This is a genomic window from Corallincola platygyrae (assembly GCF_039544265.1).
GTDB classification, from domain to species: Bacteria; Pseudomonadota; Gammaproteobacteria; order Enterobacterales; family Neiellaceae; genus Corallincola; species Corallincola platygyrae.
This window is the reverse complement of sequence record NZ_BAABLI010000008.1, coordinates 246741-266147: the sequence shown is the minus strand read 5'-3', so window position 1 is coordinate 266147 and position 19407 is coordinate 246741. Positions and strand designations below refer to the sequence as shown.

Genomic DNA, 19407 nt, shown 5'->3' with positions numbered 1-19407 from the left:
GACTCTACTCACATATTTTCCTTAACAAACATCACATTTTTGAGCTGAAACAAGCGGTTGCTCAAATATTTCTGGCAGCGTATGTTTTAGCAACAAATTAATAACAATAAGCCTGAGCAGGCTGAAATGGCCGCTCAAATGTCACTAAGGAAAGCTATGACAATATCAACCTCTATGACCCTGTCTTCCCCTCACTCATCCTCTAACTCATTATCTTTCAAACGATTTCTTGTACTTCTTCTCGCTGGCGGCATTCTGCTGTCTGTCGCCTACGCCCTGGTACATCTCTATGCAATGGGCGAATACGCCATCGCCATCGTCACACTGATACTTGGTCTATCCAGCGCCTATCTGCTCTATGACCAAGCCGCTACCGGTTGGCGTTTTATCTATCCCGCCATGGTGTTGGTATTCCTGCTGATGCTGTTCCCCATCGTCTATTCCGTCACTATCGCCTTTACCAACTACAGCAGTAAAAACCTGCTCACTTATGAACGCACGGTGAGCTACCTGCTGGAGCAAACATACGCTGAAAAAGCGGAACGGTTGCGGTTTAGCCTTCACGCCGTGGGTGAGCAGCACCAACTGTTTCTCAAAGACAAACATGGTAATCAGTTTGCTACGGCGCCATTTAACCTGCCCGATAAGCCAAAAGATGACGAATTGGCGCAGTTGATGGAGTTACCACTCCAGGCCACGAGCGAATCGCCACCAAACGAAGCGTTAAAAATGCGCGATGTAATCAAGGTGCGCAGTGCATTAAAACAACTGCGATTAACCCGCGAGGGCGAAGCGCCACTCTCCATGCTGGGCATGCGAGAATTCTTGCCGCTGTTACCCCAGTATGAAGTCGCTTCAGACACAAACTTACCTCTACCAGACAGATCCACTGACCTGTTACTGGACAAACAATCGAACCGTTATCTTCAGGCAAATTACGACACAGGGTTCTTTGCCTATCTGGATGAAAAGGGTGACTTTACCGATGACATAGTGACACCGGGCTTCGTTACCCAAGTCGGTTTTGCCAATTTTTTGGACGTGTTTGGTATGGCAGAAGAGCGCTGGGCACTGTTGAAAATTACCTTATGGACCATTAGCTTCGCATTCCTCACGGTATTGATGCAGTTCAGTTTGGGCATGCTGCTGGCATCGATACTGAACTGGCACCGGATTAAAGGGCAAAGAATTCTTCGGACTTTGCTGATTGTGCCTTTTGCCGTCCCCGGCTTTATTTCAATCATGATTTTTCGCGCCATGTTCAATACCGACTTTGGCGAGGTCAACGCGCTGCTAGAGTACCTGTTTGGCGTTAAATTAGATTGGTACTACAACCCCTGGCTGGCAAAACTGCAGGTACTGCTGGTTAACCTTTGGTTGGGCTTCCCCTACTTTATGCTGCTGTGTATGGGCATGTTGAAATCAATACCCGAAGATCTTTATGAAGCGGCCAATATGGATGGTGCGGGCACCTGGTACAAACTGCGCTATATCACCCTGCCCATGATCATTAAACCGATAGTGCCTTTGCTGATCCTCTCCTTCACTTTTAATTTCAATAACTTCAATGTGATCTTCTTGCTAACCGCTGGCGGACCAATGATGGAGAATGTCAGCGCGCAAATTGGCGATACTCAACTTCTGATCCATTACATCTACGGCTTGGTCAAAGGCCATACCCTCGGCTACGAAGCCTACGGACTGGGCAGTGCATTGTCGGCCTACCTATTCCTGTTTATCGCCAGTATCAGCCTATGGCAGTTCTGGCTGACTCGGGAAAAAACAAAATCACGTGAAGCAGTGGAGGTGTAGTTATGGCCATGGTTGAAGGTAAAAAAAGTAATATCAAAGTCTGGCTGGCCTACCTGTTTCTGGCAGTGTTTATTACCGGTCTGATCTATCCCTTGCTGGCGATGGTCTCGGTCTCTCTCCGTCCTGGCAACCTGCTGAATGGGCCACTGATCCCAGAGACCATCAGCTTTGAACATTGGCGACTGGTATTTGGCATCGCCCAGACCGAACAAGAGCAAGCTGTGTTCGATAAATTCCCGGTACTGCTTTGGACCTGGAACTCGGTAAAAATTGCCTTGGCTACATCTACCATTACCTTGCTGTTTGCCTCTATGGCCGCTTACGCCTTTGCCCGAATTAAGTTTTTTGGCAGTAAGTGGTTACTAATGGCATTGCTGATTATTGGCCTGTTTCCCGCGTTTTCCGGCATGGTGGCGATACGGATTATGGTAGAAAAGCTGGGCTACTATGTGCCCGCATTAGGCTTTGATACCCACGGCGCTCTGATCCTGCTTTATGTGGGCAGCGTGCTTGGTGAAGTCTGGCTGATTAAGGGTTACATCGAGTCGCTGGATCCAGCACTAGAGGAAGCTGCCACTATGGATGGTGCCAACCGTTGGCAAATCCTTCGCTATATCATTATTCCTCTAAGTGTCCCCATTTTGGTGGTGAATTTTGTACTGAGCTTTGCTGGTGCTTTCGGCGAGTTCATCTTAGCCAGTTTGATGTTAACTACAGAGAGCAAGTACACGCTGGCGCTGGGGATGCAGTCCTTCCTCTATCAACCCTACGGCCAAATGTGGGGCGACTTTGCCGCCACAGCAATATTTGCCGCGCTGCCGATCACAACCGTGTTCTTAATTGGCCAGAAATGGCTGATTTCAGGCCTGACTTCAGGCAGTGTAAAAGGCTAACTAAAGCAGGGAGCAGTTATGTTTGTTGTGATGTACGAGTTTGTGGTGAAGCCGGGTTGCGAGGAGCAGTTTCTCGATGCCTGGCCTCAGGTGACACAGGGGATTTACTTGCTGAAAGGGAGCTTGGGTTCTCGTTTGCACCGTAACAAAAACGGTGAGCTGATCGCCTATGCCCAATGGCCAGATCGCGCTACTTTTGAGGAAGCACAGGTGGTCGAGATGACACCTGAGTACGAAGCTCAACGCGAAAAAATGCGAGATGCGCTGAATATCGAAGCCACGCGAACGCTTTATGAGATGGAAGTCGAAACTGACTATCTGCAACGCAGACCATTTGCGGTTTAACAACCCAGCTCATAGATCTATGTTTGGACTCTTTAGCAAAGCGGAACAACGCGTATTTCTTGGTCAAATACGCGTATTTCCTCGCGATTCGATAAAACCTGCTATCGATGAATGGGGCTGCATGCACAGCATCGATCTGGCCGCAGATACCCGAGATAGATTTGCTGAAATCATCTCACTACCTGAGCTAACTGAATTCAGGGATATCACCAAGCATGATCTGGCAATCGATTTTGCCATCCCCCACTTGCAGGGGGGAACGCTATGCGCCCTAGACTTGGGCATAGGAGCCATGCCCCTCATGTGGCGTCCAAAAGTGACGGTTCATGCGCGCCTTTACCACCCGATCAGCAATAAAACTCGATACATCGCCAAGGCAAAAGAAAAAATGCCGTGGCCACATTACTGGTCAAAGGTGATACACCTGAATTCACTGTTTCATCTCACACCAAACTTCTCAATTGAAGACCTTGAACCACTGCTATGCCGCGCAATCCTGCGGCTTCTAGTCGACATACAAAGAAAAACCTGACACGGATTAAATACATGCTGGTTCCAAAATACTGGGCGGAGGCTAAGTCTGCCCATCGCATCAATGGTAAGTCATTCACACTGAAACGGTTCGGATGGTCCGACACGGGTGAAACCGATGCTCAGAGACATGCAGCACAGCGGCTCAAAGAGGCGGAAGCAGAGCTGTTTGAAGAAGGCACCGTTCGACGTGTTGACCATAAAGTCTCCTATAACGGTGCCGAAGGGCTACCTATTCGCGAGGAGCAACTGGCAATACATGGCGACGTGGTGGTTAGTCGAAATGCCTATGGCGCACGATGCTTAAACACGCCTAACGTCTTGTTCGCCGATATTGATGTAAAAACCGGTGTGAGTCTCAGTGAACAAAAAGCAGCGTTTTTCCTACTTGCAGCACTGGCAGCCACTGCCTTGGTGCTGCACTGGTCTTGGTGGCTTTTGCTGGCTGTTGTCATTGCGGTCATCAGCATGACCACCACCGTCGCCGAATGGATTCATCTCATCATGGCCAAATCCAAGCCTGATCCGTTTGACCTTGCTCGACAGAAAATAGAACAAGTCGCAGTGGCCAATCCCAACCTTCACCTGAGGCTCTATCAGACGCCAATGGGCTATCGGGTACTGGTGATGAACCAGCTGTTTGCTCCTGCCAGTGAGGAAGCCAAAACCTTAATGGCAGCACTTGGTACAGATGATATCTATATGTTGATGTGTAAAAACCAGCACTGCTTTCGCGCCAGATTGACCGCGAAGCCTTGGCGTATAGGTGTCGACCGATTAAGACCAGTACCTGGTGTTTGGCCAGTTAACCCATCACGTTTGGATGAACGCAAACAATGGGTAAGCGAGTATGAAGCGAAAGCGAAGCACTTTGCAGCCTGTCACTATATTGCGCAGTTTGGGCCCACTGAAATAATCGCGGAAGCCAAGAGAGTGATGGAGCTGCATGACAAAGAATGCCGAGCTGAAAACACTGCGCTCCCTCTAGCCTAAGAACAACTAGTACTCCGGTAGGGCATTTCACTTTTGGTTGATTCCAAGCAAAATAAAATAGACGTAACTATCTGATAATAGTCTCTTTAATTGATTATATTTGGATTCGCAATGAAGGCGACTTATCTCTGGGCAGCGAAGCTCATAAGCACAGTGTTAGGCCTTATGCCCTTGGCATCTTCCGCATTTCAATACTCTCCTGAGACCCAACAGATAGTTTCTAACTACGAAAGTGCACAGCGACAATATTGCGGCGGTGTCGAGCCAAATCAGTTTAATGAGATGGCTGCTGAAATGGGGCTGGAAACCGATAGCAAAGCCTTTTTTGGTCGCTACAACCAATGTGTTGAGCACATCTACCCGCTTCTTAAATCACTCGTTGAGCAGGCGGAGGTTGCACTGGCTTGCTCTGAAGCGCAGGGGGAATTCCAATTGGCTTACCGCAGTGAATTGCCAGAAATGCGCAGCCATTTGAGCCAGGTAATGCCAAACCACAGATTACTGGTAAGCCTCACCGACCACATGAAGGAACCACATCAGATCAACGTGGCTGACGAAGCAGAAGCAGCCCACTGGAGCAAAGTGAACGATGCATTCTTTGCATCCAATATTCCGTTGTTTCACGTAACAACTTGGATTGGCTACATCTACTTCGAACAAGATTGTGGCTACTCAGGTTAATCAAGCTAAGTCAGCTCAATCACCACATCTGTTTTTGCCACACAACAACAGGGCAGTACTTCGTCTGGATTGACCCAAGCGATGGGGGGCGACTGGTAAGTCACCTCCCCCGATAACTTCTTGCAACGGCAGCGACCGCAATACCCTTCCCGGCATTGGTAAGCCACCTCAACCCCTTCGGCTTCCATCTGCTGCAACAGCGTCGGTGCGTACTTGCTTGTGCTATCCGCTGCCGCTTCCGCCAGAAACAACGTATCGATTTTCAGTGCGGTGCTGGATTCGCTCATAGCTCAAATCCCGCCAGCGCATTGGTATCAACATCACTGTCGATAGCACCCACCAAATAAGAGCTGATCTCCGCTTCTTGCGGTGCCACCTGTACGTTATCACTCACTAACCAGCTATCCATCCATGGCAGCGGATTCTGTCTGTTAGGGAAGCAGGGCGAGAGACCAACGGCCTGCAAGCGTTCATTGGTAATAAACTCAACATACTGACCCAGAATATCGGCATTCAAACCAATCATGGAGCCGTCTTTAAACAGGTATTCGGCCCACTCTTTTTCCTGCTCCGCGGCCTGTTTAAATATCTCGATTACCTGCGGTTGCAGCTCTTTGGCGATCTCGGCCATCTCCGGATCATCCTGACCACTGGCCAGCAAGTTGAGCATGTGCTGAGTACCGGTCAGATGCAGCGCTTCATCGCGGGCGATCAGCTTGATGATCTTGGCGTTGCCCTCCATGGTGGCGCGTTCGGCAAAAGCAAAGCTGCAGGCAAAGCTGACATAGAAGCGGATTGCTTCCAGTACATTGACAGACACTAGGGTGAGATAAAGCTTACGTTTGAGATCGGACAGGGTCACTTCCGTCTCTGCGGATTGCTCGGATAGGTTCTGAGCTGGTAGCTGATAGCTCCCCTCGCCTCCAGCAGCATACAGCTGACCATAAAGGATCAGATCGTCGTAATGCTGCGATACAGCTTCGGCACGCGCGACGATTTGCGGGTTATTGATGATGTCGTCAAATACTACGCCCGGCTCCGGCAAAATATTGCGGATGATATGGGTGTAAGAACGGGAATGAATGGTTTCGCTGAATGCCCAGGTCTCGATCCAGGTTTCCACTTCAGGCAATGACACCAAAGGCAAAAACGCCATATTGGGGGAACGTCCCTGCACACTGTCCAGCAAGGTCTGGTACTTCAGGTTGCTCAGGAAGATATGCTGCTCATGAGCCGGCAGTTCAGCAAAGTCTTTACGGTCAGAGGAGAGGTCCACCTCTTCCGGACGCCAGAAGAAAGAGAGCTGCTTTTCTATCAGCTGTTCGAATACTGGATATTTCTGGCGATCATAGCGAGACACGTTGACGTTCTCACCGAAAAACATCGACTGCTTAAAGGTCTCAAATTTGTTTTGGTTAAAGCTTTTATAAGCCATGACAGGTTATCCAATACTGTTTTTATCGTTGTTCATTTAAAGCCCCCTCTCCCCTCTCTCTAAAAGCTAGGGGAGAGGGCTGGGATGAGGGGGTTTATTTCTTTTAATCACATCTAAATCTTGCAGGCGCCGCCTTCACAGCCGTCATCTTCCGCTTCCACGACCGTGGTCTCCGGTGTGCCCACCGGCAGCTCGTTATTCAGATGTTTGTCGGTCGCACCATCACGGGTGTTGTGGTAGTAGAGGGTTTTCAGACCGCACTTGTAGGCACTCAGCAGATCCTGCAGCAGTAGCTGCATTGGTACCTTACCTTCGCCAAATCTGGCCGGGTCATAGTTGGTATTGGCCGAGATCGCCTGATCAACAAACTTCTGCATCACGCCCACCAGTTGCAGGTAGCCGGTGTTATTGGGGATCTGCCACAGCAACTCATATTGCTCGCGGTACTTGGTCAGATCCGGTACCACCTGCTTCAAGATCCCGTCTTTTGATGCCTTTACGCTGACAAAGCCCCGGGGTGGCTCGATACCGTTGGTGGCATTACTGATCTGAGATGAGGTTTCCGACGGCATCAATGCGGTTAGTGTCGAGTTACGCAGGCCCCAACGGCCGATATCAGCACGCAGTCCTTCCCAATCACACTGCAAAGGTTCATTGCAGTAGCTATCAACATCCGACTTGTAATGGTCGATGGGCAACTCGCCTTTGGCATAGGTTGTGTCGGCAAAGGCGCTACATGCGCCCTGCTCCTGCGCTAGCTGATTGGACGCCTTGAGCAGGTGATACTGGATCGCTTCAAACGCTCGGTGCGTCAGGCCAAGAGCGCTGCCATCTGAATATTTGGCGCCATTTTTGGCGAGGTAATAGGCGTAGTTAATGACACCGACACCCAAAGTACGGCGGCTCAGCGAGCCGATTCGAGCCGCAGGAACCGGATAGTTCTGGTAAGTCAGCAAACTATCCAGTGCACGTACCAGCAGGTCGGCCAAGGGGCCTAGCTCATCCAGTGATTCAAGCGCGCCCAAGTTGAAGGCTGCAAGTGTACACAGCGCGATCTCACCGTTTTCGTCATTGATATCCTGCAGTGGCGTGGTTGGCAGAGCGATCTCAAGGCAAAGGTTTGATTGGCGGATAGGCGCCTTGGCCGGGTCAAATGGACTGTGGGTATTACAGTGGTCAACGTTCTGGATATAGATACGACCGGTAGATGCGCGTTCCTGCATCAGACGCGAGAACAGCTCAACCGCTTTTATCTTCTTACTGCGGATCGCAGGGTCCTGCTCATACTGGGTATATAAACGCTCAAACTCATCCTGATCGGCGAAGAAGGCGTCATATAGACCGGGCACATCTGATGGGCTAAACAGAGAAATGTCGCCATTCTGCAGCAGACGCTGGTACATCAAACGGTTTAGCTGCACCCCGTAATCCAGATGACGGACACGGTTCTCTTCTACGCCCCGGTTGTTCTTCAGCACCAGTAGCTCTTCCGCTTCCAGGTGCCATAGCGGATAGAACAGGGTCGCAGCACCGCCGCGCACACCGCCCTGAGAACAGCACTTCACTGCGGTTTGGAAGTGTTTGAAGAAAGGAATACAGCCGGTGTGGTTGGCTTCGCCGCCACGAATTGGCGAGCCCAATGCACGAATACGACCACCGTTAATACCGATGCCCGCACGTTGACTGACGTAACGCACAATCGCCGATGTCGTCGCGTTAATGGAATCCAGTGAGTCACCGCACTCAATCAATACACAGGAGCTGAATTGGCGAGTCGGGGTGCGTACACCCGCCATAATTGGCGTCGGCAAAGAGACCTTAAAGGTTGATGCCGCCTCATAGAAGCGACGCACATAATCCAGGCGAATCGCTTTGTCGTAATTGGCGAACAGGCAAGCACCGATCAACAGATAGAGGAACTGTGGGCTCTCGTAGAACTCGCCCTTCACCCGGTCCTGCACCAGATACTTGCCTTCCAGCTGTTTCACCGCAGCATAGGCAAAGGTCAGATCTCGCTGATGGTCGATAAAGCTGTCCATCAAGGTGAACTCTTCCATGCTGTAATCCTGCAGCAGCTGGGCGTCATAACGCTGCAGGTCAACCAAACGACCGACATGCTGGTACAGCGATGGCGGCGCATACTGACCATAGGCCTTTTTGCGTAGGTGGAAGATAGCCAGGCGAGCAGCCAAGTATTGATAGTCAGGGGTTTCTTCAGAGATAAGATCCGCTGCCGACTTAATCAGGGTTTCGTGGATCTCCGTGGTGGTAATGCCATCATGAAACTGCAGGTGGGCTTTCAGCTCGACCTGACTCACAGATACCGTATCCAGACCTTCGGCGGCCCAAGTCAGTACTTTGTGGATCTTATCGAGATCTAATGGCTCATGGCGGCCACTTCGTTTCGCTACAGAGATATTCTTGCTGTTCACCTTGTCGAGCTCCTTTAACGACAAGGCAGGGGGAAGGTATGACGCCAGCCATGCAAATGATCGGGCGCCAACGTTTGTGTCTGGGCCAGGTACCGAGCATGGTCGAGCCACACACCGGATCACCCCGCCCGATGTTTGGTTATTCAGAAGTTGAGTGCTGATAAAAAGACTGCGAAGCACTCTTCACGGCAGGTCTCCTGGCTCTTGCGTCGTTGCCTTTGTTCGCCTTCCCAGAGGGGACTCCAGTGGCTAAAGAACATGGCTCTGCAATTACAGTTGCGGGGGCAGCTGTGGCTTAGTTTGGGTGGCTGTTTTCCACCTTACGCACCACATTCCCTATTAATCCGCGGTCTCTTTGTAGAAAGAGTCCTAAGGAACCGTTCGGCACATATAGTGGTTTAAGAATTGATTTAGGTCAACATATTGTGTCTGACAAATGAGAGAACGGTGATTTGTTGCACAAAGGTCGGGCAAAAAATCGGCGGTGATGTGTGGATCTGCAGCCACACAACCACCGCCGAATATTGTCAGAACAAGCAGAAATCACTGGTGCACTATCATGCCCTTCATGCTGTAAAGCACAAACAGCACCTCTTCCTGAGCGCGCTGGCCTACCTCGTTTTTCTGCAGTGCCGCTAAAGCATCATCCAAAACCGCAACAAACTCTTCGACGTCAATGTTCATTCCGGTGTGGGCGGTTTCCATATCTTGGCCCTCATATACCTGAGGGCCACCGGTACCTGTGATAAAAAATGCGGCGGCGCTGGCTTTCAACGCGGGAATATCGACGTTGGCGAATCGTTTGGAGATTCGGGGGTTAGTACAGTGGTTATCTACTACATCGCTGGCGATCCGGGTGATGCCTTCGGTACCACCCAATCTTTCATAGAGTGAAGTCGTCATCAAAGACTCCTTACTTTTCGTGCGTGTATTGAACGGTACTAGAAAGTTATAGCACTCCTTGGCAATTCTGCCCCGCCCAAGACATGCCGCCGAGTAGACACAAAAAGCATTAGCCAATACGAGTTCATGACGATAGCAATCTAGCCCTAAAACCGAAACCTAAAACCGAAGCCAAAAACCGCAACCCAAACTTTTAAGTCTGGCGCACTTCCATGCTTCATCCAGCCCCACCCTGCTTAACCGTAACCAAGCTTGCGCCCAATCAAACAACGCGCCAGTAAGCATCAGTTCCGACCGAAATCCACTCTCCAGTGGCTAGGCTCAGGATTGGACCCCTTTCTCAAGGCAGATGGATATGGCCATTTTCAAACGATCCTTCCGACTGATACACGGTATTTCAAAACTGATGATGGTGTTTATGCCGCTGGTGATATTGGCATGTGTGGCCATGGCTATATTTCATATTCACCAAGGGGCCAAACACTACGGCGCCATCGTCAAAAAGGACTCGGCACTGGTCGGCAGTGCCTATCACCAGATCGAAGACAACATTAAGCAACTTTCAGGTATCCAAGAGCTTAAGAAAGTCGAAGAACAATGGGTTTTAATCTACGACCGAGTGAAGTTGGAAGTAGAGAAAGACAAACAGATAATTGACGACACGTTCAAAGCCGAATGGGCAAAGATTAAAGCAGATGCAGCCAAGATTAACTCTGCGCTGGATGAAGTAAAACGCGAAACAGATCAGCTGGTGCATACGGCTCACCAGGTCTCCCATGCCCTGTTTGGCTTATTCGGTTTTCTAAAACCTCTGCTGAATGCGATAGCCAACAATGCATTGAGCGTCTTGGTTAATTCAATAAATCAGTCAGTTGGCGAAGTCGCCCTACTCAGCGGTGAGGTTGCGAAAATGATTGAAGATGGGGTTCAGGCCATAGAAGTTGAGCAGTTAGAAGAGCTGACAGATCGCCTGTTAGCCCTAAATACCAGCATCAAAGCCGACCTGGAGCTGCTTAACCTGTCACTGGACGAGCTGCGGGACCTGAAAGAAAAGTTGGCAGAGCAGAACCAACATCTACTGGATGAAAACGGTCTCCCCATTGGCTACCAGTTTGTTATCTATGGCCTGATCGCGTTCTTCCTGTCTCTGTTCTACTTTGCCTATCTCTATCTGCGTCACTGGTTCCTGGACCCGCTGGTTGAAGCAGTACAAATCATCAAGCTGGCTTTTGAACCTATTCCCGAAACAGAGTAAACCAGAGACAAAAAAGCCGCATGCAGTATCACTGGATGCGGCTTTTGCTGAGGCTTTAGCGAACTAGTCTTTCTTGCCGGTAATCGCGCGGAACAAACCACCAATCGCAACAATAATCAGCCACCAGAACTTCTTCAGCAGCAGGAGTCCCGCCGCCAGCAGTCCGGTTTTAGAGGCCACCTTACCGGCCACCAACGCACCAAGGCCGTAGGCTGCGACGTTATCTACCGAAGAATCAAAGTCCTGATAGCGATGGCCTTCCACGAAATTCACCATGGTCAGTACACTTTCCAGATTACTGTTGATCTCGTCCAGTTGCTCCATACCCGCCACAAAGTTCATCTCCAGTACGCCTTTGCGCCCCAGACTGCGAATACTGTAATTCAGGGTATGGTCAGGATGATGGTCAAATTCCAGCTCTTTCGCCCAGTAGAGCTGATGGCGAGACTGGTCATAGTAAGGACGTGCCGCCCAACCAATCAGATCGATAGAGCCATAACCCGCCGCTTCACGCTCTTTACTCTCTTCACGGGTATCACTCTGCATATCTTCGAGCAGTTCGTCGTAATCGATATTGAATGCGTCTTCGTCAGATACGTAACCATCTTCCGCGTAGCTGATCACTACGCCCCAGGAGTCAGTATCAAACGGTGTCGTTTCTGCTGGGAACAACATCCCCAACGCCCCGGTGCCCGGCGGGTTACCCCAGATATCTACCAGTACTTTTTCTGAGTCCTGTGGATCCAGATAGTAGAAGTTCTCAGGTACAGACAATCGAGCCATACTGCCCGGCAGCAGGATCTCGCCGGTCTGGCGGTCCATCGATTGCCAAAGCTCGATGCTTTGGGCCAGATAAGCCATCTCCTGTTCTGAAAGATCAGGTTCTTCGGCCCAGGTCAGCAGCGGGATAAAACAGATAATGCAGGTAAGCGCACGCAATAATCTCATCACAATTCCTTTTAAACATCTGTGAGTATCGGTGCGACAGAGAAGTGAAAACGATGAGCATCGCGCACTTCCATGGCGCAGACGGGACAATCTACGCCAAGGATGTGCTAATAAACCTGATTTTGATTAATAAATCGGCAGGTTAGGGAGAGCGGCTACATAAGATGCTCTTTGGCATACGCATCAAACTCGGTGAAGCCACCGATATGTTCCTGGTCGAGGAAGATCTGAGGCACGGTTTCTACCGGCTTACCCACGGTTTTTTCCAGATCCGCTTTACTGATCCCCTCTTCGTGGATATCGATATAGCGGAATTTGAAATCGTCGCGCTCTTCAGTGAGCTTCTCTGCCAGCTCTTTAGCTCTGACACAGAAAGGGCAACCGGAACGACCAAAGATAACCACAAACATATTCACCTCTTTAACAAAAAGTTAGGACCAATGGACAGCTTAACGATTGTCCTGATCAGTCAAAAAGCGGGAGAACTCTTTTTCATACAGGTGGAACAGCACCAGTGTGATGGAGAATATTAACGGGCCGTACAGCAAACCGATCAACCCAAATACCTGCAAACCACCCAGCAGTGAGAAAAACACCACCACAGTGCTCATCGACGCGCCCTGCATAAACAGCGGACGCAGGAAGTTATCGATGGAGCCCACCACCACAACACCCCATATCAACATGAAGATAGCCCATCCAGTATCACCTGTAACGAACAGGTAGATGGCCGCAGGTAGCCAGATAAGGGCGGTACCGACAAACGGGATCAAGGAAGCAAAGGCCATCATGGTGCCCCAGAACAACCCCGGGAACCCAGCCAGCGCCAAACCAATGCCGCCCACAAAACCCTGAGTCACCGCAGTCAAAAACGACCCCAACAGCGCACTTTTACTGACATCGACCACCTCTTTCAGCAGCGCATCTTCCTGACTGCGAGACAGAGGCAGCGCGTGGCGGAAAAAGCTGATCAGCTTTTCATGGTCGCGCAGTACAAAAAACAGCACAAACAGCATCAGGGTAAAGTTGAGCAGGAAGTTGGTAATGCTGCCCAGCATAGAAGTGGAGATGCCTACAAACTGTTTACCCACACCGCTGGCGGCAGCCAGTACCTGGGCCTTAATCGATTCTGGCTCCAATACATCATGGGGTAATACCTGCCCCAGGAAGTTTTTGACCTTCTGCACCCAAGGCGAAGCCACCAACTGGTGAACATTTTCCCCGGTGGCCCACTCGCGCACCGTACCCGAGTAACTGATCCCCTGCTTTAAGATCGCCACCATCACCAATATCGCCGGGATCAATAACACCAGAGAAAGCAATAGACAGCTGATCACCGCAGCCAGGTTCTTTCTGCCTTTGAGTTTATCCACCAACCAATCATGCACAGGCACCGTCAGCAGGCCAATTAACAAGGCTAGAAGAATGGGCTGAATATAGGGGGCTATCAGGTAGTAACTGGCATAGATGGCAATGCCAAGAAAGATCAGCAGGACAATCCGGTTCGAGCGGCCTTCAAATACACTGTTCACAGCAACTTCCCTGTGGGATCAGGAGGATAGAGTCACTATAAACGGCGATTATGACAGTCACAACATCGATACGATGGGAGTGAGAGCTGACGCCTTAGGCCACGGCTATCAAGAATAGTGAAGTAGCGAGAAAGAAAGGGTGTAAGGAGTAAGGTGTAAGGGAGACCGAAAAACAAAAAGCGTTGGCGATTAAGCCGCACTCACGTAAAGAGCCTCCGCCTGATCATCCAGTGCCACCTGAATCACCTGTTTTGCTTTGCAGGCGCAGTTACCACATTGGGTCGCAACGCCAAGGGAACGTTTCACATCAGCCAGACGCTCAGCACCGTCAGCAACGGCTTGCTTAAGCTGGGTATCGGTAATGCCATGGCAGATGCAAACAAACATTTAGGTTCTCCTGTAAACGCAGGAGCAAATGTAATTTAAATGCGAATCGTTATCAATGCTATTTTCTTAATCTAGATCAATTATTGGTTATAAGCCATGCAATTGCCCTGATTAACGGCCCTGATTAATCCCCCTGATTCCGCCTCTCATTCAGAGTCACTTCATCACCCAAATTAACGTCGCATCTAACTCGCTGAATCTATTTACTGAAACAGAATTTTCCCTGAGTTACCCACAGATTCTGTGGATTAAATTTGCTGTTAATAAAAATCAATTTATAGCTATTTATCAATCAGTAAGGATTAATTTAAAAATAATCCATTGACAACTTTTGTGCTCAAAGCTAGCTGCCTGTCAGCAACTTTTCGCTAAAAATCTGGCACAAAAAATGCGCTCGAAACAGCCTCTAAAGCTTCATTGAATTCAAGAGAAATCTATGTGCAAAACTCTCTGCACACTTCTCCGCAAACCTCTCTGCACACTTCTCAACAAAACGACCCGCATAAACACCCATCACACATCTGTTTGATTTGCCTCGAAAGCCTGATTTTTGATGCCCAAGACAGCGCCGCTCGCCAACAAAACACCATCTATGATGCCAATTAATAGCCTCTTTCCGCTTTTCGTTGCTTAAGAAACTGCTCCAGTGAACGCTCCTGACAACGTATGGTGCCCCCCATGATGCCCGAAAGAATCGCAGCCCCCTTGTTCACCGAATCATCACAAGCGACTTCGACTACCGGCATCTCCTCTTCCTCTTCAGGCGCAAAGGTTTCCAGCGGTGTCGCTTCCGGGTGCAGTACCGAAAGCGAAGAGGACTCACGCTCTCGCTGTACAGGCCCTTCAATAGCCTCCAACTGCTTTCTCAGTCGACCTCGGCTCGAGTACCTGTCTACCAGCGACTCCCTCGCGGCTCTTGGCGGCCGAACAAATGGCGAGTCCGGATCTTCACGCTCAGGGGGTGGAGGCTCGGGCGGTAGCAAAGGATCTGCTGTTACTTCCTCGTCAAGCTGGGGTGTAATTTCCTCGTCAAGCTCGACCAATCCCTCTGCCGGAGGTTCATCAATAGCTGTCTCAAGTTCATTTTCATCAGGAATACCCAACTGAGCGGGCCGAACTACTGGCTTAGTTTGAGGCGCTGTTTCAGGTTGGGGTTCATGTTTAGGGTAACGTTTAGGTTCTGGGGCAGGTTCGGGAATCGGCTCAGACACAACGACTGGCTCTGGCTCTGACTTTTTCGGCGCATGATAAACAAACACATCAATCGATGGCGCTGGCGGTGCGGGTTTAAACTCAGGCACCGAGAGTCGACTGAACAGAAACAATAGCAGACCGTGGATCAATACCGACCAGAAGATAGCCTTACTACTTAACCTCCATGCCATCATTCTGAATGCGTTCCACGTTGCTATCTGATTATCAATTCAGAGTTTTTGGCCCTTTTATTAACAAAAAGTTCACTTCTTGGTTCTGCAGGCGTTTGGGAGGTAAGTGACTGAAGGAAGTAGCTAGGTACTCGGAGAGATAGGAAATCCCTTTGGCTGGGGTGGGAGCTTATCAACTGGGAGTCTGGCTTTCTTGCCTGCCCAATAAAGTTCGCCACTGACCTCAAACTGCAGAGGTATATCACACTGCTTTTGAATTAGGCCTTCGCAATATACGTCTGAAGCATGGGTGGGATAAGGCTCATCAAACACAAACTCATATATTCCGATGCGGCCTTTAGATTCAATGCTGAATCGGTGTTGCTCCGACGGCTTGTCCCCCATCAATACCACCTTACTCATTGTTTGGGCATCGATCTGCTGGCAGAGCCTTTCCTGCATATTTAAGTTACAAATCTCTATACGCTCGTCGCTGTTATTGAAGAGCGCTATTTCGACAAGGAAGGAGCATCCTTGCAGGAACAACAAACTAACGGAAAGAACGCACAGTCGAATCATCTTATTTGGCTTCCTGCGACAACTCTCCCGCTTTGGCTTTCACATAAGCCATCGCCTCATCTGACAGGCAACGGTCCGAGATATAGGTTTTGCCTCTGGCCAGATGCAGCAGCCAGCCCTGATCGGTTTTCTCAATCTGAGTGATATCGCTCCACAAGATCTGGCTTTCAACATACACAGATTTACTGCGCACCCCTTCCTCATCAATAGTCAGTGCCAGCTCGTTGTTTGCCGCTTTGCTAATCATCTGGCGGGCAAGCCACCAAGCTTTATGAAAACGTACACTCAGCGCTTCAACACCAGCCAAAGCAACCACAAACCAAGCCAGATAAGGCGAAACCTGGGTAAAGTAGAGCAGGCCTAGCCCAACCACTGCCATCACCACCGATTTACTGTACTTGCGGTAGGAATCATCTACCATCACCGACGCATCATACGTCTCACTGAAGTGGCTTTTATCCAGGGTGTACTTGGTTGAGTAACTAAATGCTGTGTTCATAAAAGAAAGAGGCCGGAAACAAAGTGATAGAGTAGCAATTGCCTGTTTGCGGGGAAAGAAAACATCAAAACGGCCGTTAGGTTGGCTTACTTGATCCAATCAAACGACTTTTCTAAGAACTCTGCGGCGCCGCTTTCGATAATTTCACCATGAGACATAACGATCATTTCAGGTTGCCATCCCTTAATATCTGACAAGTGCCGTCTCGCTTTGGCTTTGCCAAACATAAAACTTAACCGCCAATCCAGGGGCGTTTTTCCGTGGGGCGCCAACACCCCGGCCATCCTGGCAAAAAGTCGTTGCCAATAGCTAAAATTCTCACCGGAAAAGTTTTCAATCAGGTCGGTAACAATCAATACCCGCGAGGCATGATGAAAAAACACACTTTCTTCCATTAGGGGCGAGCCAGTAAACAGCACATGTGCGAGTTCATTCGACCAAGGCCAGTCGCGAGTTTCATTGAGTGCGTAATCAAAAGCCAAATCACGGCGCTTTTTAATAAGCTCCGGGGTAGCGTAAGAGATAGCATCTGAGTAGTGCGCCAGCCACTCAGCAAGAAAGAGGTGGTGCAAATGGTTAGGTGCCACCAGATACTTTACCGGGCCAAGTTGGTCGATCTGCTGACAGATTGAGTCACTAAACCTGATCGGGCTATGCACCCACAACTCACCCGTGGTCAGACGTACAACCGTCATACGGGTGGTAAAAGGTAATTTAAGAAACGGCACCGCCTCGCCATCAAAGATCCATAGATTTTCAGCTAGCTGCTTCATGGGCCCCTCACCTCCGTTCACACGAAGTGCAACCACGGCAGGCTTTGCGGGAATCACTGGGGAGGCGTTTGCGCTGCAAGTTACAGTAGGCGCGTTTCAGTGCGCGTCGATAAGAAAACCAGTCTTCTGGCTGTTGGGTGAAGATATTGCCGTTAAACCGCTTAAGCAGGGCCTGGCCATACTCATCAACAAAGCTCTGCTCAAACCCGATCTCAAAAAACGTTAACAGTGCTTCGATGCTGTCGATCTCTTTAAGCTGATCCTTTATCGAATTGGCAGTCAAATTCGGGTTTGGCATTGCGGTTTATCGTTGCGCCTTGAGAACAATAACCGCAGTGTAGCCGCACTGATGTTCAGCAGATTTGATGTGTGCCAGTTTTACCAGTTCTGACATAAATCACTCACAACATTCCCAGATTTGTCGCTTTGCCAACAAAACCTTTTGTTTTCTTAAAAACATAACCACATGTTTATTAATAACATTTATAGAAGTCGGAATGTTTTATTGATGGAGCGATTCTTGCCATCTAGTAGCAGCTAAGTTCAATTCTGGGAGTAGACAATGTTATTAGATAAATATGAAGAGCAGGCTTTACTGTTTAACACCAACTTTTTAGCCACCAGCAGCCAACCTGAACTACAGGCTTACCGGGGTGAGCTGGTGATTGTGGAAGGGGAAGTGGCAGATGCCTCTGGCCGTAAAAAGCCGCCTGTGACCGTGTTACGTGATGCGATCTTACTGGCCGATGATGGCAAACAGAAGCTGATGGTCGGTGGCCTGGATTCCGTAGACCAGATCTCAGCCCTGCTCGACCGCTATCAGGGTGATGTGGCAGAAGATGCCATTGTGATTCTGATGGCCCCCAATGCACATACCGAAGCCAGCTTTGAATACCAGGGTATCAGCGGCTATCTGCTGCCTTGGGACGCCATGGTATGGAGCCAGTTCACCGATGAGCTGGGCCTGGAAAAAAGTGACTTTAAGGGCAAATCAGCCGCTGACAAAGTGCTGACCGCCTACCGCGAAGCGGCTAGCTATTCACCCAAGTTCCCTGCGATACCGATGGACGAGATCCTGGCCAACGCCACCTCTGCCAAACGTGAAACTCACGGCGCTATTTAAAGCTTAACGAGACGTGAAGAAAGCGGTTAAGGAGAGGCTCTTGGAATAATAGAGCCCTCTCCTATCGCCTTATAAAACTGGATGAATTAATCCTTCCACTGTGCTTTTCGATATGACTTCCAATTTCGCAGCGACATATTGCTGCGGTAAAGGTCGTCCCAAGCGCAGGGTAAGTACTTCGGGCGCCTACGCCCCCTGACTTTTACTGGAATATCCAGTTCATTGACGGCTGAAGCAAAAAACTGCTTCATTTCATTTTGAGTATGAGGATGACGATAGTAGTTCGAATAACCCATACTGACCTCCATTAGCTATGAATTGCTAATGGAAACCAAATCCTCTTGTTTGAAGTACGCGTCTGAAATTCATACTTTTTCCTAAAGTGTTTTCAACAAACTACTGTAGCTAATTGTACCGTTCAAAACTCCGGCTCTTATCAATAAGAATTGCAAAGCACTGAATGCATTCATCAATAATCACACCACTGATGATTAATATAATGCCTATTACGACAGCGGTCATTCAGCCCTATGCTCAGGCAACCTAATGAGCGTTTCGGTAATAGGCTATACAAGCTCAGCCATCATGCATATCAAGGCTGCCAGAATCGCCAAGCCTGTGAATTCAACGAATATAGCCTTAAGCCAACCACAATCCTCCAGCTCACTCCACTTTTCTCTGGGAAACACACCAAATGTGATTGTTCGATAGAAGGCCCAACCGATAGACCAACCGACATACGAAACCAATAGTTCCCAAGCAAGGAAGTGAAGAAACCTTAAGAACCCGTATAAGAGCCTTAGTATTGGTCGAAAAATATCTCCTACCAATTCATCCATGATGCTTACCTCGATGTTGCTAACTGCCACAAAAAACCGGGGAAGTCCGCAGCTCTCTGTCTCGGATCTGTAATTCACGATGA

22 protein-coding genes and 1 riboswitch are annotated in these 19407 nt (G+C 49.4%); of the genes, 8 read left to right on the top strand and 14 right to left on the bottom strand.

From position 1 onward, the window contains the following. Window positions 1-156 precede the first annotated feature (156 nt). From malF to ABEA14_RS06825, 6 genes are all read left to right on the top strand, one after another. Entirely contained in the window at window positions 157-1812 is a 1656-nt protein-coding gene (malF, locus tag ABEA14_RS06850) for a maltose ABC transporter permease MalF (protein WP_345339151.1), read from the top strand. 2 nt (window positions 1813-1814) lie between these two features. Further along, window positions 1815-2705 (top strand): maltose ABC transporter permease MalG, encoded by an 891-nt coding sequence (malG, locus tag ABEA14_RS06845; protein ID WP_345339150.1) that lies wholly within the window; start codon window positions 1815-1817, stop codon window positions 2703-2705. Between the two features lie 18 nt (window positions 2706-2723). Then, a complete protein-coding gene (locus ABEA14_RS06840; RefSeq protein WP_345339149.1) occupies window positions 2724-3050 on the top strand; it encodes an antibiotic biosynthesis monooxygenase family protein in 327 nt (108 codons plus the stop codon). Between the two features lie 19 nt (window positions 3051-3069). Further along, window positions 3070-3582 carry a hypothetical protein gene (locus ABEA14_RS06835; RefSeq protein ID WP_345339148.1) on the top strand — a complete coding sequence of 171 codons (513 nt, stop codon included), beginning with the start codon at window positions 3070-3072 and terminating at the stop codon, window positions 3580-3582. A gap of 14 nt (window positions 3583-3596) precedes the next feature. Next, window positions 3597-4574: a hypothetical protein gene (locus ABEA14_RS06830; RefSeq protein ID WP_345339147.1), complete on the top strand. Its 978-nt coding sequence runs from the start codon at window positions 3597-3599 to the stop codon at window positions 4572-4574. Window positions 4575-4685: 111 nt separating this feature from the next. Continuing rightward, the gene (locus ABEA14_RS06825) at window positions 4686-5255 is read left to right on the top strand and encodes a hypothetical protein (protein ID WP_345339146.1); all 570 of its coding nucleotides are present in this window, start codon (window positions 4686-4688) and stop codon (window positions 5253-5255) included. A 5-nt stretch (window positions 5256-5260) separates the two neighbouring features. Here ABEA14_RS06825 and yfaE read toward each other — a convergent pair whose 3' ends face one another. The 4 genes from yfaE to ABEA14_RS06805 form a co-directional block, all read right to left on the bottom strand. Next, window positions 5261-5542 carry a class I ribonucleotide reductase maintenance protein YfaE gene (gene yfaE / locus ABEA14_RS06820; RefSeq protein ID WP_345339145.1) on the bottom strand — a complete coding sequence of 94 codons (282 nt, stop codon included), beginning with the start codon at window positions 5540-5542 and terminating at the stop codon, window positions 5261-5263. Further along, complete coding sequence (nrdB, locus tag ABEA14_RS06815) at window positions 5539-6690, bottom strand: class Ia ribonucleoside-diphosphate reductase subunit beta (RefSeq protein WP_345339144.1); 1152 nt, start codon at window positions 6688-6690, stop codon at window positions 5539-5541. Before nrdB ends, yfaE begins: the two co-directional genes overlap by 4 nt. Window positions 6691-6803: 113 nt before the next feature. Next, window positions 6804-9122 carry a class 1a ribonucleoside-diphosphate reductase subunit alpha gene (gene nrdA / locus ABEA14_RS06810; protein WP_345339143.1) on the bottom strand — a complete coding sequence of 773 codons (2319 nt, stop codon included), beginning with the start codon at window positions 9120-9122 and terminating at the stop codon, window positions 6804-6806. 170 nt (window positions 9123-9292) lie between these two features. Continuing rightward, a riboswitch (cobalamin riboswitch) is annotated at window positions 9293-9519 on the bottom strand. 146 nt (window positions 9520-9665) lie between these two features. Continuing rightward, on the bottom strand, window positions 9666-10025 hold the full coding sequence (locus ABEA14_RS06805; RefSeq protein WP_345339142.1) for a group I truncated hemoglobin: 360 nt from the start codon (window positions 10023-10025) through the stop codon (window positions 9666-9668). Window positions 10026-10380: 355 nt separating this feature from the next. On the opposite strand from ABEA14_RS06805, the gene ABEA14_RS06800 reads away from it, so the two are divergent. Beyond that, entirely contained in the window at window positions 10381-11280 is a 900-nt protein-coding gene (locus tag ABEA14_RS06800) for a hypothetical protein (RefSeq protein WP_345339141.1), read from the top strand. A 63-nt stretch (window positions 11281-11343) separates the two neighbouring features. Here ABEA14_RS06800 and ABEA14_RS06795 read toward each other — a convergent pair whose 3' ends face one another. The 9 genes from ABEA14_RS06795 to ABEA14_RS06755 form a co-directional block, all read right to left on the bottom strand. Beyond that, entirely contained in the window at window positions 11344-12228 is an 885-nt protein-coding gene (locus ABEA14_RS06795; protein ID WP_345339140.1) for a DUF2167 domain-containing protein, read from the bottom strand. A 155-nt stretch (window positions 12229-12383) separates the two neighbouring features. After that, a complete protein-coding gene (locus ABEA14_RS06790) occupies window positions 12384-12638 on the bottom strand; it encodes a GrxA family glutaredoxin (RefSeq protein ID WP_345339139.1) in 255 nt (84 codons plus the stop codon). 39 nt (window positions 12639-12677) lie between these two features. Next, entirely contained in the window at window positions 12678-13760 is a 1083-nt protein-coding gene (locus ABEA14_RS06785; protein ID WP_345339138.1) for an AI-2E family transporter, read from the bottom strand. Between the two features lie 189 nt (window positions 13761-13949). Then, entirely contained in the window at window positions 13950-14147 is a 198-nt protein-coding gene (locus ABEA14_RS06780) for a (2Fe-2S)-binding protein (RefSeq protein ID WP_345339137.1), read from the bottom strand. Window positions 14148-14749: 602 nt separating this feature from the next. Further along, window positions 14750-15535, bottom strand: a complete 786-nt coding sequence (locus tag ABEA14_RS06775; protein WP_345339136.1) for a hypothetical protein — start codon at window positions 15533-15535, stop codon at window positions 14750-14752. A 120-nt stretch (window positions 15536-15655) separates the two neighbouring features. Beyond that, window positions 15656-16090: a hypothetical protein gene (locus ABEA14_RS06770; protein WP_345339135.1), complete on the bottom strand. Its 435-nt coding sequence runs from the start codon at window positions 16088-16090 to the stop codon at window positions 15656-15658. Window position 16091: 1 nt separating this feature from the next. Next, complete coding sequence (locus ABEA14_RS06765) at window positions 16092-16589, bottom strand: YcxB family protein (RefSeq protein WP_345339134.1); 498 nt, start codon at window positions 16587-16589, stop codon at window positions 16092-16094. An 86-nt stretch (window positions 16590-16675) separates the two neighbouring features. Further along, a complete protein-coding gene (locus tag ABEA14_RS06760) occupies window positions 16676-17362 on the bottom strand; it encodes a DUF4336 domain-containing protein (RefSeq protein WP_345339133.1) in 687 nt (228 codons plus the stop codon). 7 nt (window positions 17363-17369) lie between these two features. After that, the gene (locus ABEA14_RS06755; RefSeq protein WP_345339132.1) at window positions 17370-17660 is read right to left on the bottom strand and encodes a nitrogen fixation protein NifW; all 291 of its coding nucleotides are present in this window, start codon (window positions 17658-17660) and stop codon (window positions 17370-17372) included. 264 nt (window positions 17661-17924) lie between these two features. On the opposite strand from ABEA14_RS06755, the gene ABEA14_RS06750 reads away from it, so the two are divergent. Beyond that, complete coding sequence (locus ABEA14_RS06750) at window positions 17925-18485, top strand: hypothetical protein (protein WP_345339131.1); 561 nt, start codon at window positions 17925-17927, stop codon at window positions 18483-18485. 86 nt (window positions 18486-18571) lie between these two features. Here the strand turns inward: ABEA14_RS06750 and ABEA14_RS06745 are convergent, their stop codons facing one another. Beyond that, window positions 18572-18781 (bottom strand): hypothetical protein, encoded by a 210-nt coding sequence (locus ABEA14_RS06745; protein WP_345339130.1) that lies wholly within the window; start codon window positions 18779-18781, stop codon window positions 18572-18574. Window positions 18782-19407: the final 626 nt, after the last annotated feature.

What these genes read in the sequence shown, in the direction of transcription:
- nrdB (WP_345339144.1), bottom strand. Translation starts at nt 6,690, where the DNA reads ATGGCTTATAAAAGCTTTAACCAAAACAAATTTGAGACCTTTAAGCAG.
- ABEA14_RS06755 (WP_345339132.1), bottom strand. Translation starts at nt 17,660, where the DNA reads ATGCCAAACCCGAATTTGACTGCCAATTCGATAAAGGATCAGCTTAAA.
- ABEA14_RS06790 (WP_345339139.1), bottom strand. Translation starts at nt 12,638, where the DNA reads ATGTTTGTGGTTATCTTTGGTCGTTCCGGTTGCCCTTTCTGTGTCAGA.
- ABEA14_RS06805 (WP_345339142.1), bottom strand. Translation starts at nt 10,025, where the DNA reads ATGACGACTTCACTCTATGAAAGATTGGGTGGTACCGAAGGCATCACC.
- ABEA14_RS06765 (WP_345339134.1), bottom strand. Translation starts at nt 16,589, where the DNA reads ATGAACACAGCATTTAGTTACTCAACCAAGTACACCCTGGATAAAAGC.
- malF (WP_345339151.1), top strand. Translation starts at nt 157, where the DNA reads ATGACAATATCAACCTCTATGACCCTGTCTTCCCCTCACTCATCCTCT.
- ABEA14_RS06825 (WP_345339146.1), top strand. Translation starts at nt 4,686, where the DNA reads ATGAAGGCGACTTATCTCTGGGCAGCGAAGCTCATAAGCACAGTGTTA.
- ABEA14_RS06770 (WP_345339135.1), bottom strand. Translation starts at nt 16,090, where the DNA reads ATGATTCGACTGTGCGTTCTTTCCGTTAGTTTGTTGTTCCTGCAAGGA.
- ABEA14_RS06830 (WP_345339147.1), top strand. Translation starts at nt 3,597, where the DNA reads ATGCTGGTTCCAAAATACTGGGCGGAGGCTAAGTCTGCCCATCGCATC.
- yfaE (WP_345339145.1), bottom strand. Translation starts at nt 5,542, where the DNA reads ATGAGCGAATCCAGCACCGCACTGAAAATCGATACGTTGTTTCTGGCG.
- malG (WP_345339150.1), top strand. Translation starts at nt 1,815, where the DNA reads ATGGCCATGGTTGAAGGTAAAAAAAGTAATATCAAAGTCTGGCTGGCC.
- ABEA14_RS06745 (WP_345339130.1), bottom strand. Translation starts at nt 18,781, where the DNA reads ATGGGTTATTCGAACTACTATCGTCATCCTCATACTCAAAATGAAATG.
- ABEA14_RS06795 (WP_345339140.1), bottom strand. Translation starts at nt 12,228, where the DNA reads ATGAGATTATTGCGTGCGCTTACCTGCATTATCTGTTTTATCCCGCTG.
- ABEA14_RS06750 (WP_345339131.1), top strand. Translation starts at nt 17,925, where the DNA reads ATGTTATTAGATAAATATGAAGAGCAGGCTTTACTGTTTAACACCAAC.
- ABEA14_RS06780 (WP_345339137.1), bottom strand. Translation starts at nt 14,147, where the DNA reads ATGTTTGTTTGCATCTGCCATGGCATTACCGATACCCAGCTTAAGCAA.
- ABEA14_RS06840 (WP_345339149.1), top strand. Translation starts at nt 2,724, where the DNA reads ATGTTTGTTGTGATGTACGAGTTTGTGGTGAAGCCGGGTTGCGAGGAG.
- ABEA14_RS06835 (WP_345339148.1), top strand. Translation starts at nt 3,070, where the DNA reads ATGTTTGGACTCTTTAGCAAAGCGGAACAACGCGTATTTCTTGGTCAA.
- ABEA14_RS06775 (WP_345339136.1), bottom strand. Translation starts at nt 15,535, where the DNA reads ATGATGGCATGGAGGTTAAGTAGTAAGGCTATCTTCTGGTCGGTATTG.
- ABEA14_RS06760 (WP_345339133.1), bottom strand. Translation starts at nt 17,362, where the DNA reads ATGAAGCAGCTAGCTGAAAATCTATGGATCTTTGATGGCGAGGCGGTG.
- ABEA14_RS06800 (WP_345339141.1), top strand. Translation starts at nt 10,381, where the DNA reads ATGGCCATTTTCAAACGATCCTTCCGACTGATACACGGTATTTCAAAA.